This is a genomic window from Paracoccus nototheniae (genome assembly GCF_004335005.1).
In the GTDB taxonomy this organism is placed as follows: domain Bacteria; phylum Pseudomonadota; class Alphaproteobacteria; order Rhodobacterales; family Rhodobacteraceae; genus Paracoccus; species Paracoccus nototheniae.
Genome location: NZ_RQRT01000021.1, coordinates 1 through 11,965 on the forward strand (window position 1 = coordinate 1; position 11,965 = coordinate 11,965).

Annotated in this window: 12 protein-coding genes; 10 read left to right on the plus strand and 2 right to left on the minus strand. The window is 66.5% G+C overall.

The genetic code is table 11. The features are described from left to right. The 3 genes from EG885_RS09765 to EG885_RS09775 form a co-directional block, all read left to right on the plus strand. Positions 1 to 1,354 (plus strand): ATP-binding response regulator (locus EG885_RS09765; protein WP_242679597.1); only part of this gene is annotated, 1,354 nt, incomplete at its 5' end. Positions 1,355 to 1,444: 90 nt separating this feature from the next. Next, the gene (locus EG885_RS09770; protein ID WP_131574296.1) at positions 1,445 to 2,056 is read left to right on the plus strand and encodes a hypothetical protein; all 612 of its coding nucleotides are present in this window, start codon (positions 1,445 to 1,447) and stop codon (positions 2,054 to 2,056) included. Between the two features lie 134 nt (positions 2,057 to 2,190). After that, positions 2,191 to 2,493 carry a hypothetical protein gene (locus EG885_RS09775; RefSeq protein WP_242679598.1) on the plus strand — a complete coding sequence of 101 codons (303 nt, stop codon included), beginning with the start codon at positions 2,191 to 2,193 and terminating at the stop codon, positions 2,491 to 2,493. 50 nt (positions 2,494 to 2,543) lie between these two features. On the opposite strand, the gene ubiB is transcribed toward EG885_RS09775, so the two are convergent. Together ubiB and ubiE are read right to left on the minus strand one after the other, a co-directional pair. Next, positions 2,544 to 4,076 (minus strand): 2-polyprenylphenol 6-hydroxylase, encoded by a 1,533-nt coding sequence (ubiB, locus tag EG885_RS09780; protein ID WP_131574297.1) that lies wholly within the window; start codon positions 4,074 to 4,076, stop codon positions 2,544 to 2,546. Between the two features lie 4 nt (positions 4,077 to 4,080). After that, a complete protein-coding gene (gene ubiE, locus EG885_RS09785; protein WP_131574298.1) occupies positions 4,081 to 4,827 on the minus strand; it encodes a bifunctional demethylmenaquinone methyltransferase/2-methoxy-6-polyprenyl-1,4-benzoquinol methylase UbiE in 747 nt (248 codons plus the stop codon). Between the two features lie 136 nt (positions 4,828 to 4,963). On the opposite strand from ubiE, the gene mutM reads away from it, so the two are divergent. The 7 genes from mutM (at position 4,964) to EG885_RS09820 (ending at position 11,921) form a co-directional block, all read left to right on the plus strand. Then, positions 4,964 to 5,809 (plus strand): bifunctional DNA-formamidopyrimidine glycosylase/DNA-(apurinic or apyrimidinic site) lyase, encoded by an 846-nt coding sequence (mutM, locus tag EG885_RS09790; protein WP_131574299.1) that lies wholly within the window; start codon positions 4,964 to 4,966, stop codon positions 5,807 to 5,809. Between the two features lie 69 nt (positions 5,810 to 5,878). Next, a complete protein-coding gene (locus EG885_RS09795) occupies positions 5,879 to 6,655 on the plus strand; it encodes an enoyl-CoA hydratase (protein WP_131574300.1) in 777 nt (258 codons plus the stop codon). Positions 6,656 to 6,832: 177 nt separating this feature from the next. After that, positions 6,833 to 7,102, plus strand: coding sequence for a 30S ribosomal protein S20 (gene rpsT, locus EG885_RS09800; protein ID WP_131574301.1), 270 nt, complete (start codon positions 6,833 to 6,835; stop codon positions 7,100 to 7,102). Positions 7,103 to 7,651: 549 nt separating this feature from the next. Then, positions 7,652 to 9,013, plus strand: coding sequence for a chromosomal replication initiator protein DnaA (gene dnaA, locus EG885_RS09805; protein ID WP_131574302.1), 1,362 nt, complete (start codon positions 7,652 to 7,654; stop codon positions 9,011 to 9,013). Positions 9,014 to 9,100: 87 nt separating this feature from the next. Beyond that, on the plus strand, positions 9,101 to 10,219 hold the full coding sequence (gene dnaN / locus EG885_RS09810; protein WP_131574303.1) for a DNA polymerase III subunit beta: 1,119 nt from the start codon (positions 9,101 to 9,103) through the stop codon (positions 10,217 to 10,219). Then, the gene (recF, locus tag EG885_RS09815; RefSeq protein ID WP_131574304.1) at positions 10,216 to 11,289 is read left to right on the plus strand and encodes a DNA replication/repair protein RecF; all 1,074 of its coding nucleotides are present in this window, start codon (positions 10,216 to 10,218) and stop codon (positions 11,287 to 11,289) included. Before dnaN ends, recF begins: the two co-directional genes overlap by 4 nt. Beyond that, positions 11,286 to 11,921 carry a LysE family translocator gene (locus EG885_RS09820; RefSeq protein WP_131574305.1) on the plus strand — a complete coding sequence of 212 codons (636 nt, stop codon included), beginning with the start codon at positions 11,286 to 11,288 and terminating at the stop codon, positions 11,919 to 11,921. Before recF ends, EG885_RS09820 begins: the two co-directional genes overlap by 4 nt. Positions 11,922 to 11,965 lie beyond the last annotated feature (44 nt).

The following is an 11,965-nucleotide window of genomic DNA, read 5'->3' on the forward strand; positions in this document are numbered from 1 at the left end:
CCCCCGGACCCTGCGCCTTCAGACCGGCCCCATCATGCTGCGTGACGACGATCCGCCCGCCCGGCAGGTCGAAAAGCTGATCCGGATCAACGCCGTGCTGATCGACCGCATCGACCGGCTGGAAGAAACGCGCGGGTCCGCATGGTCGGTCTTTCAGGGCGCCGTGGCGCTGGAACAAGAGGTTCTGGCCCGCACCCGCGATCTGGAACGCGCCATGGCCGATTTGTCGCAACGAAACCGCGAACTGGCCGTCGCCCGCGCCTCGGCGGAAGAGGCCAACCGCTCCAAGACCCGGTTCCTGCGCGCCGCCAGCCACGATCTGCTGCAGCCCCTGTCGGCGGCGCGGCTGTTTCTGTCGGCGCTGACCGACACCGCGATGGATGATCATCAGACCGAACTGACCGACAGGCTGGGCAGCGCCTTCGAATCGGTCGAACAGCTGATGCATGCGGTGCTGGACATCTCGCGCCTGGACAGCCAGCGGATCGAATTCAACCGCCAGCCCGTGCCGCTGGACGACCTGTTTCGCAGGCTGGCGGCCGAATTTGCCCCGGTGGCGCAGGCCAAGGGGCTGCGGCTGACCTTCATGCCGACCGGGGCGGTGGTGGACAGCGACCCGATCTTTCTGCGCCGCATCGCCCAGAACCTTGTGTCGAACGCGATCAAATACACGCAGCGCGGCGGTGTGGCAGTGGGCGCGCGCCCGCGGGCCGGCATGTGCTGGCTGTCGGTCTATGACACCGGGATCGGCATTCCAGCGGTGGACCGCAACCGCATCTTTGACGAATTCCAGCGTCTGACGCATGATTCGGCAACGCCCGGCATGGGGCTGGGCCTGTCGATCGTGCGCCGCGCCTGCGCCAAGCTGGGCCATCCCATCAGCATGAGCTCTGAGGCGATGCGCGGCACCGTCTTCCGCGTCGGCCTGCCGCCGGTGGGCGGGGCGGATGCGACCGCGCGGCTCAGCGATGCGGCCTTGCCGGGGCTGCGCGGGCGGGTGGCGCTGGTGGTGGAAAACGACCCCGACATGCGCCGCGGATACGAGATGATCTTGCGCGACCGCCTTGGCATGGTGCCCCGCCTTGCCGGGGGCACCGCCGAGGCGCTGGCCACGATGGGCGAGGAACCCCCTGACGTGATCCTGGCCGATTATCATCTGGAAAACGGCGATACCGGATTCGCCGCGATCGAGGCCCTGCGCGCCGCCGCAGGCCGCCGCGTGCCTGCGGTGATGGTCACCGCGCATCGCGATCCCTCCATCTCGCGCAGCTGCGCGGCGATGGGCATGCATCTGCTGGAAAAACCGGTCCGCCCGCCCGAGCTGGCCGAGATTCTGGGGCGGCTGCTGGCCTAAGACCAAGGGGGGATGCGGTCCATGCCGGGGCTTGCGCCCGGCCCCGTCCGGCGCCCATCATGGCCAAGGGACCGTTTGGGAGGACAGACCATGAAACACGCAATCGCCACGGCCATCTGGCTGGGGTTGGCAGGCCTTGCACCCCAGCCCCTGATCGCGGCCGAGGCCGGAGATGCGGTGTTTGCCGAACGCGGCCCCTGGGATCTGGACCGGTCGCTGGAATGGCGCTTGACCGTTCAGGGACCGCAGGCCGAGGGCTTTCGTCCCACCGCCAATGCCAGCCTGATCCTGTCCGAAGAGACCGACCCCTCGGACCAGCAGCCGATCCTGCAACTGACGCAGGACAGCGGTGAACGCAGCCGCAAGATCGGCCCCTTTCCGATCTCGGGTGGGGATCCGGTCCTGACCTTCTTTCTGGAACAGACCAGCCGCGACGTGGCGGCCCTGACCGGGGGCAGCGCCCATTACATCCGCAACCGGATGAAGGACGCCCTTTTTCGCGGCGGAGAGATCGCGCAGGGCGATGACGGCCTGACCGCCACCTTCCAGCCCTTTGCCGAAGACCCCAATGCCGACCGCATGGGCGGATTTCAGACACTGAGGCTGACCTTCGTGATGGCCGACCCCGCCCAGCCCATCCGCGAATTGCGCGCTGAAACCGATCCCGAACCCGGCTACACCAACAGTCTGGTGCTGCAATGAGGGCGCCGCGCCCCGCCTTCTTCTTCACGAAAATATCCCGGGGGTCAGCCAGTGGTTCGCCATCGGTTCGAGAACCGCTGGCTGACGCGGGGGGCTGGCCCCCCGCTCTGCTTGGCACCGTTCTCGCCCTGACCTTGGGCCTTCCTGCACAGGCGCAGGCCGTCAACGATTATCCCACCAATGCCCGCGTCGAATATGTCTTTGCCTGCATGGCCACGAACGGCCAGAACCGGGAAATGATCGACCGATGTTCCTGCGCGATCGACCGCATCGCCGAGGTGCTGCCCTATGATGATTACATCAATGCCGAAACCGTGCTGCGGATGCGCCAGACCACCGGTGAACGTTCGGGCATGTTTCGCGGCATGGCGCAGCTGACGGAAACCGTCGCCGTCCTGCGCCGCGCCGAGGCCGAGGCCGAGATCATCTGTTTCTGAAGCCCGCGCGGGGCTTGTCTCTGCGGGGCCTGCGACCCGCCACACAAGCCCTACAGCGCCAGCCCGATCCCGGTTCCTGCAGCCAGTGCCAGGAATGCCACCAGCCACAAGGGCACCGCGGGGCGGGTCTGGATCAGGGTCAGCCGCGCCTCTTCGGGATGGGCGCGCTCCCACAGGATCTGTTCGATGATGCGCGGCAGCAGGGGGCCATAGCGCCCGACCGTCTGCGCCACCTGTCCCAGATCGCGCACGGCTGCCTTGGGGCCGATGCTGGCCTTGATGTAATCGGACACGACCGGTTTGGCCGCATCCCAGATGTTCAGCTGCGGGTCCAGCGACCGGGCCACGCCCTCGACCACGACCATCGTACGCTGCAGCAGGATCAGTTCGGTCCGGGTGGGCATGCCGAACCGCTCGGTCACCTCGAACAGATAGGACAGAAGGTTCCCCATCGAGATGCGGCTGGCATCGGCACCGAAGATCGGCTCGCCCACCGCGCGCAGGGCGCGGGCGAAGGCGGCCTCGTCGCGGTCGCGGGGGACATAGCCCGCCTCGAAATGAACGCGCGCCACCAGCCGGTAATCGCGCTGGATGAAGCCGTACAGGATCTGGGCATAGACGCGGCGGGTATATTCGTCGATCTCGCCCATGATCCCGAAATCATAGGCGATCACGTCGCCATTGGCCGCGACCTTGAGGTTGCCGTGATGCATGTCGGCGTGAAAGAAACCGTCGCGCAGCGCGTGGGACAGAAACAGCTGGATCACCCGGCGCGCCAGATCGGTCGTGTCGTGACCGGCGGCGATCAGCGCGTCGCGGTCGCCCATCGGCAGGCCTTCGGCCCAATCGGCGGTCAGAACCCGGCGCGAACACAGCGCAAAATGCGGCATCGGCACCTGAAAGGCGGGATCGCGGGCGGTGTTTTCGGAAAACTCGGATGCGGCGGCGGCCTCCAGCCGCAGATCCTGTTCCCCCATGACGGTCTTTTCGAAATGGGTCACCACGTCGCGGGGCCGCAGGCGGCGGGTGCCGGGCGACAGCATCTCGACCATGCGGGCGCCGAAATGAAACGCGTCGATATCGCGCCGGAAGGCCGCGCCGATGCCGGGGCGCACGACCTTGACCGCGACCTCTCGTCCGGTCTCGCGCACCCGCGCGCGGTGGACCTGCGCGATCGAGGCCGCCGCGACCGGTTCGGAAAATTCGGAAAACAGCTGATCGACCGGGGCGCGCAGGTCAGCCTCGATCACCGCCTTGGCGATGTCGGTGGGAAAGGGCGGCAGGCGGTCCTGCAGCATGCGCAGTTGTCCGGCCAGTTCGGGGCCCACCACATCGGCCCGCGTCGACAGAATCTGTCCGAACTTGATGTAGGCGGGGCCAAGCGCGGTGATCGCCCGCGTGATCGGCGGCAGGGTCGGATCGCCCTTGTAGCCCAGCCAGCGGAACGGCCAGCCCATCACCCGCGCCGCCAGCCGCAGCCGCATCGGCGCATCCACCGCGTCCAGAACGGCGGCCATCGCGCCGGTCCGTTCGAACGTGGCGCCGGTGCGGATCAGGCGCAGGATGTTATGAGGGCCGCGCATGGGCCTAAAGCTTCCAGCCGGAATGCAGCGCGGCGATGCCCATGGTCAGGTTGCGCCATTGCACGCGGTCGAAACCCGCCTGCCGGATCATGGTCGCGAAATCCTCTTGTTCGGGGAATTTGCGGATCGATTCAACCAGATACTGATAGCTGTCGCGATCGCCCGTCACCGCCTGTCCCATCGCCGGAATGACGTTGAAGCTGTAGCGGTCATAGGCCCATTGCATCGCGGGCACCGGCATCTGGCTGAATTCCAGCACCATCAGGCGACCGCCGGGCCGCAGCACGCGGTAAGCCTCGGCCAGCGCATCACTGATGCGGGTCACGTTGCGGATTCCAAAGCTGATCGTATAGCGGTCAAAGCTGTTATCGGAAAACGGCAGCGCCATCGCATCGCCCGTGACCCAGGACAGGCGGTCGGCCTTGTCCACGGCATCGGCGCGCTTGCGCCCCTCGACCAGCATCTGTTCGGTCATGTCGCATACGGTCACCCGGCCGCCCGGCGCGCGGTCCAGAAAGCGAAAGGCGACATCGCCGGTCCCGCCCGCCACGTCCAGCAGATGCTGGCCATCGCGCGGCGCCAGCCAGTCCATCATCGCGGTCTTCCACAGGCGATGGACGCCACCGCTCATCAGATCGTTCATCAGGTCATAGCGCGAGGCGACGCTGGAAAAGACCTCGTGGACCAATCCGGCCTTCTGATCCTCGTCCACGGTCCGGAAGCCGAAATGGGTCTGTTTCTGATCGCTCATCACGCTTGCCGTTTGCCTGTTCCATGGCCAGATAGGTCCGGCCCGCCGCCGGCACAATGACCGCGAAGCGGCTAAGGTGCAATGCGACGGTTATGCCGCAGGTCCGTGGCAGGCGGGCCGCGCGAAAGGAGCCATCATGCCCGAACTGCCCGAGGTCGAAACCGTCCGACGCGGCCTTGCCCCCCATCTGGAAGGCGCCCGCATCGCGCGGGCCGAGGTTCGCCGCCCCGATCTGCGCTGGCCCATGCCGGTCGATCTGGTGCAGGTGCTGACCGGCGCGCGGGTGACGGCGCTGCGGCGGCGATCAAAATACCTGCTGGCCGATCTGGACCGGGGCGGCACGGTGCTGTGGCACTTGGGCATGTCGGGGCGGATGCTGGTCGAGGGCGCGGGGCTGGCGGGGTTTCACCGCGATCCGGGCATCCATGCGCGCCATGATCATGTCGTGCTGACCACTGATGCGGGCACGACCATCACCTTCAACGACGCGCGCCGCTTTGGCATGGTCGATCTGATCCGCGAGGGGGTGTCCCATCCCCTGCTGGATCATCTGGGCCCCGAGCCCTTCGATCCGGGCTTTACCGCCGATTATCTATCGCTGGCCTTTGCGGGCCGCCGCGTGCCGGTCAAGCAGGCGCTGCTGGATCAGCGGATCGTGGCGGGGCTGGGCAACATCTATGTCAGCGAATCCCTGTGGCGGGCGGGTATCGATCCGCGCCGCGCGGCGGGACGGATCGGGCAGGCGCGCATCGCCGCCCTGGTGGGCCATATCCGCGACGTGCTGACCGACGCGATCGCGGCGGGCGGGTCATCTCTGCGCGACCACCGCCAGGCCAGCGGAGAGCTGGGCTATTTCCAGCACAGCTTCCGCGCCTATGACCGCGCGGGCCAGCCCTGCCTGCGCGAGGGATGCGGCGGCACGATCCACCGGATCGTGCAATCGGGGCGGTCCTCCTTCTGGTGTCCGGCCTGTCAGAGGTGAACGGTTGGACGCCCGCGCGGCCCTCTGCTAGGACGGGGGCCTGACATTCTGGCAACGAGGTTCCAGCCTATGGCTTACGAAACCATCATCGTGGAGATCGAGGACGAGGTCGCCCTGATCCGGCTGAACCGTCCCGAGGCGCTGAATGCGCTGAACGCCACGCTTCTGGACGAGCTGTCGAGCGCGCTGTCCGATGCCGACCGCAACGACAAGGTCCGCTGCATCGTGCTGACCGGCAGCGAAAAGGCCTTTGCCGCAGGCGCCGACATCAAGGAAATGTCGACGAAATCCTTCGTCGAGGTTTACGATTCCAACCTGTTCGGCACCCAGATCGACGCGATCGGACGCATCCGCAAGCCGATCATCGCCGCCGTCAGCGGCTATGCCCTGGGTGGCGGATGCGAGCTGGCGATGGTCTGCGATTTCATCATCTGCGCCGAAAACGCCAAGTTCGGACAGCCCGAGATCAATCTGGGCGTCATCCCCGGCATCGGCGGCACGCAGCGCCTGACCCGATTCGTCGGCAAGGCCAAGGCGATGGACATGATCCTGACCGGCCGTTTCATGGATGCGACCGAGGCCGAGCGTTCCGGCCTTGTCAGCCGCGTCGTACCCACCGCCAAGCTGGTCCCCGAGGCGCTGGCCGCCGCGCGCAAGATCGCCGACAAGTCCCAGATCGCCACCAAGGCCGTCAAGGAGGCCGTGAACCGCGCCTATGAGACGACCCTGACCGAGGGGCTTTTGTTCGAACGCCGCAGCTTTCACGCGCTTTTCGCGACCGAAGACCAGAAAGAGGGCATGGCCGCCTTTCTGGAAAAGCGCGAGGCGCAGTTCCGAGACCGTTAAGAGGGGGATTTGCGCGAAAAGGGTTTCCTTTTGCGCAGCCCTGCCCTATAGGCCGCAACTTACATGCGTGTGGGCCCGCTTTGGCAAGAATCATGTCCGTCCCCGATCCGGGACGGCGCCATGGGGCTTTTGCACGTTTCGAATTCAGACATGCAACTGACCCGATAGGAAGACCCCATGGCCAATACGCCCCAGTCCAAGAAACGCGCCCGCCAGACCGAAGCACGCACCGACGTGAACAAGGCGCGCCGTTCGCGCATCCGCACCTATCTGCGCAAAGTCGAAGAGGCGATCGCCTCGGGCGACGCCGCTGCCGCGAAAGACGCGCTGAAGGCCGCCCAGCCCGAACTGATGCGTGGTGTGACAAAAGGCGTCGTGCACAAGAATACTGCATCGCGGAAAGTGTCCCGCCTGGCGGCGCGTGTGAACGCCCTGACCGCGGCCTGAGCCAACCCCTGAACGGTCGCGGATTCCCCGGCAAAGGGGCGGTTCAGACCTTATGATCCCGGATCGGGCGCAAGCGATTGCTTGGCGCCCGATTTGCATTTCCGCACCTGCAACATGCCCAGAATATTACACGTTTTCAGTGATTTGGCAAAATAGTGTGTTGAGTCAAAGGCATCGCAGATTCGAACCGATCAAGACGCTGTCAAGCGCAGAGTTCGGTTGCAGCGCGCCGTGCAAGGGGGCTAGTTTCGGCCTTGCGATTCACGTCGCTTTGGGGACAGACCGGACCTCATGAACCACATCGCTTGATGGGTTCGCGACCAACGGTCGGGCTGCGAAGACTTAGGTCTTCCGCCCCTCGGATTCGGGACGGCCGGCTGCCACCGGCATGTCAGGATCTGTGTCTGTGAACGGAAACGGGCTGACGCCCTCCAAGCGACCGTCTTCGGTCGCCGGGGCCGCTTTTTTCGTTTGCGACCAGAGTGACGTGATTTCTGTCCCGCCGGATCAACCGGCGGGGATCGGGGACAGGCACGGGACGATAGGGCGATGATGGATAAGATCTGGGGTCAGGCATGCGCGGAACTGGAACAAAGCGTGGGGCCGAACAACTATAACCACTGGATCAAGCCGCTTCGCCTGACCGCCATCGACGAGGGCGCGGCGCGGTTCGTCAGCCCGACACGGTTCATCTCGGACTGGGTGAACCGGCATTTCGCCAAGGACATCATGGCCTCGCTGACGCGCAATGGCGCAGTGGTCGAACGCCTGCGCTTTGACGTGGGTGCGGCGGTGGCGCGGCCCACGGCGCAGGCTGCGGCCCCGGCAGGCCAGCCCGCTGCGGCGCCGACCACCCGGGCGCCCCGCGCCGATCTGGGTGCGCCCCTGGACCCCCGCTATACCTTCAGCAATTTCGTCGTCGGCAAGCCGAACGAGCTGGCCCATGCCGCCGCGCGCCGCGTGGCCGAGGGCGGGCCGGTGGGCTTCAACCCGCTGTTTCTGTATGGCGGCGTGGGTCTGGGCAAGACGCACCTGATGCACGCCATCGCGCATGATTATCAGGCGGGCCACCCGTCGGCGCAGGTGCTGTATCTGTCGGCGGAACAGTTCATGTACCGCTTTGTGCAGGCCTTGCGCGAAAGCTCGATCATGGATTTCAAAAGCATGTTCCGCAATGTGAACATGCTGATGGTCGATGACGTGCAGTTCATCGCCGGCAAGGACAGCACGCAGGAAGAATTCTTCCACACGTTCAACGCGCTGGTCGATCAGGGCAAGCAGATCGTGATTTCCGCCGACCGCGCCCCCGCCGAGATCAAGGGGCTTGAGGAACGCATCAAGTCGCGCCTGTCCTGCGGGCTGATCGTCGATCTGCATCCCACCACCTATGAGCTGCGCCTTGGCATCCTGCAGTCCAAGACCGAGGTGTTCTGCGCCCAGCAGCCCGATCTGGAGATCGGCGCGGGCGTGCTGGAATTCCTGGCCCATCGCATCACCACCAACGTGCGGGTGCTGGAAGGTGCGCTGCAGCGTCTGTTCGCCCATGCCAGCCTGTTGCGCCGCGAGATCACGCTGGAGGTCGCGCAGGAATGTCTGGCCGATATCCTGCGCACCAATGACCGCAAGATCAATATCGACGACATTCAGCGCAAGGTCGCCGAACATTACAACATCCGTCTGGCCGACATGATGGGCCCCAAGCGCGCCCGCAACGTCGCCCGGCCCCGGCAGATCGCCATGTACCTGTCGAAACAGCTGACCAGCCGCAGCCTGCCGGAAATCGGTCGCCGCTTTGGCGGGCGCGATCACACCACGATCATGCATGGCGTCCGCAAGATCGAGGAATTGCTGGTTGACGACAATGCGCTGGCCGAAGATGTCGCCATGCTCAAGCGGATGCTGGAAGCCTGATCACGAAATTCTTGTGAGCGCCCGCCGGGGCGGTTACACATCAGGTCCGACGATGGGCCGGATGGGCCAAAGGCACAGGGGACTTGCATGAAATTCTCGATCGAGCGCGCCGTTCTGGTCAAGGCCGTGTCGCAGGCCCAATCGGTCGTCGAACGCCGCAACACGATTCCGATTCTGGCCAATGTGCTGATCGAGGCCACGGCCGACGGCGTCAGTTTCCGCGCCACCGATCTGGATACCGAGGTGGTGGACCGCGCCATGGCGCAGGTCGAACGCAATGGCGCCACGACCGTCAGCGCGGTGATGCTGAACGAAATCGCCCGCAAGCTGCCCGATGGCGCGCTGGTGCAACTGGCGCTGGACGAGGCGACGGGTCGTCTGTCGGTGCAGGCGGGGCGGACCTCGTTCAGCCTGGCGACCATGCCGCGCGACGATTTCCCGGCGATGGCCGACAGCAAGTATACCGCCAATTTCCGCGCCTCGGCCAAGGTGCTGCGGCGGTTGTTCGACAAGTCGAAATTCGCCATCTCGACCGAGGAAACCCGCTATTACCTGAACGGCGTCTATCTGCATGTGGCGCAATCCGAGGATGGGCCCCAGCTGCGCTGCGTGGCGACCGACGGCCACCGTCTGGCCCGCATCGACGCGCCCTTGCCGGTGGGTGCCGACGACATGCCCGGCGTCATCGTGCCCCGCAAGACTGTGGGAGAGCTGCGCAAGCTGCTGGACGATGACGATGCCGATATCGCCGTGTCGGTCAGCGAGACCAAGGTGCGCTTTGCGACGCCGACGATCACCCTGACCTCGAAGGTGATCGACGGAACGTTCCCCGATTACAGCCGCGTCATCCCGCAGGGCAACACCCGCAAGCTGGAGGTGGACGCAGCCGATTTCGCCCGCGCCGTGGACCGCGTCGCCACTGTCAGCAGCGAACGGTCCCGTGCCGTCAAGCTGTCGCTGGATGCCGACCGGCTGGTCCTGTCGGTCAACGCCCCCGATGCGGGCGCGGCCGAGGAAGAGCTGATCGTGGCCTATGCCGACGAGCCGCTGGAGATCGGCTTCAACGCCAAATATCTGCAGGAAATCGCCTCTCAGGTGGATCGCGACAATGCGGTGTTCCTGTTCAACGGCTCGGGCGATGCGGCGCTGATCCGCGAGGGCAGCGATCTGAGCGCGGTCTATGTCGTCATGCCGATGCGCGTGTGACGCTGCGCCAGCTGCGGCTGGCGCAGTTCCGGTCCTGGCCCCGGCTGGATCTGGATCTGGACGAACGGCCCTTGGCGATCTTCGGGCCGAACGGCTCGGGCAAGACGAATATCCTGGAGGCCGTGTCGATGCTGGCGCCGGGGCGCGGCCTGCGGGCCGTCGCCGCCCCGGAACAGGCGCGTCAGGGGCCTGATGCCGGATGGCGCATCCGGGCGGCGCTTGGGGACCATGCGGTCGAGACCGTGGCGCCCCCCGGTCAGTCCCGCACCGTCACATTGGACGACAAACCCGTGCCGCAGACGGCGCTGGCGCGGCTCGTCCGGGTAATCTGGCTGGTGCCTGCCATGGACCGGCTGTGGTCGGATGCCCCCGAGGGGCGGCGCCGGTTTCTGGACCGCGTGACCCTGTCGCTGCAGCCTGATCACGCCGATCATGCGCTGGCCTATGACAAGGCGATGCGCGACCGCAACCGGCTGCTGCGCGACCAGATCCACGACCCCGGCTGGTTCCGCGCGCTGGAGGCGCAGATGGGGCAGGCGGGGGCCGCCCTGACCCGCAACCGGCAGCAGGCTTTGGCCGCGATCATGGCCGCGCAGGATGGCGGCGCCGATTTCCCGGCCGCCCGCCTGACCCTCATGCCCGGCGAAGGTGCGGCGGACGATCCCGATGCGGACAGCATCGCCGCCCGGCTGGCCGCCATGCGCCCCCGCGATCTGGCCGCCGGGCGCACGCTCAGCGGGCCGCACCGGGCCGATCTGGGCGCCACATGGGGGCCGCAGGACATGCCCGCCGCCCTGTCCTCGACCGGCGAGCAAAAGGCGCTGCTGCTGTCGCTGATTCTGGCCAATGCGCGGGCGCTGTCGGACCACCCGGTCCTGTTGCTGCTGGACGAGGTCGCGGCGCATCTGGATGCGGACCGGCGTGCGGCGCTGTATGACCGGATCACCCATCTGCCCGCGCAAAGCCTGCTGACCGGCACCGGCCCCGAGCTGTTCGACAGCATCAACGCGGCGCGGCGGATCTCGGTGACCAAGACCGACGGGCGATCAGACATCAGCGAGGCGACATGACCCTGACGGCGCAGGCGATCTGGCTTTATGCGGGGGCTTTGGGCGCGATCTGGCTAACCCCCGGCCCGGTCTGGGTGGCGATCATGGCGCGGGGCCTGTCCTCGGGCTGGGCGGGGGTCTGGCCGCTGGCGCTTGGGGTGGCGATCGGCGATCTGCTGTGGCCGCTGATCGCGATCTTTGGCCTGACGCTGCTGGTCGGCGATCAGGCCGCGCTGCTGGCGGGTCTGCGCTGGATCGCGGTGGCGGTGTTTCTGGGCATGGGGCTGGCGCTGTTGCGCCATGCGGGACAGCCGGTGGCCGCGGACAGCCGCCTGACCCGGCACGGCGGATGGGCAGGCTTCAGTGCCGGGCTGCTGGCGATTGCGGGCAACCCCAAGGCCGCGCTGTTCTATGTCGGCGTGCTGCCGGGGTTCTTCGATGTGGCGCGGCTGACCGGTCCCGATATTGCCGTGATAACGCTGATGTCGGGGGCGATTCCCTTTGCACTGAACCTGGTGATGGGGGCCACGATCGCGGCGCTGCGGACGCGGCTGGCGACGCCTGCGGGGCTGCGGCGGATGAACCTGGCCTCGGGGTGGTTGCTGATCGCGGTGGGGCTGGTGCTGGGCGCCGGGCAGATATGGGCGGGCTGATCCGGACCGAGCGGTACCGCTTTGGCGGAAAAGCCCCGGTGCCG

What these genes read in the sequence shown, in the direction of transcription:
- EG885_RS09770 (WP_131574296.1), top strand. Translation starts at nt 1,445, where the DNA reads ATGAAACACGCAATCGCCACGGCCATCTGGCTGGGGTTGGCAGGCCTT.
- ubiB (WP_131574297.1), bottom strand. Translation starts at nt 4,076, where the DNA reads ATGCGCGGCCCTCATAACATCCTGCGCCTGATCCGCACCGGCGCCACG.
- ubiE (WP_131574298.1), bottom strand. Translation starts at nt 4,827, where the DNA reads ATGAGCGATCAGAAACAGACCCATTTCGGCTTCCGGACCGTGGACGAG.
- mutM (WP_131574299.1), top strand. Translation starts at nt 4,964, where the DNA reads ATGCCCGAACTGCCCGAGGTCGAAACCGTCCGACGCGGCCTTGCCCCC.
- EG885_RS09795 (WP_131574300.1), top strand. Translation starts at nt 5,879, where the DNA reads ATGGCTTACGAAACCATCATCGTGGAGATCGAGGACGAGGTCGCCCTG.
- rpsT (WP_131574301.1), top strand. Translation starts at nt 6,833, where the DNA reads ATGGCCAATACGCCCCAGTCCAAGAAACGCGCCCGCCAGACCGAAGCA.
- dnaA (WP_131574302.1), top strand. Translation starts at nt 7,652, where the DNA reads ATGATGGATAAGATCTGGGGTCAGGCATGCGCGGAACTGGAACAAAGC.
- dnaN (WP_131574303.1), top strand. Translation starts at nt 9,101, where the DNA reads ATGAAATTCTCGATCGAGCGCGCCGTTCTGGTCAAGGCCGTGTCGCAG.
- EG885_RS09820 (WP_131574305.1), top strand. Translation starts at nt 11,286, where the DNA reads ATGACCCTGACGGCGCAGGCGATCTGGCTTTATGCGGGGGCTTTGGGC.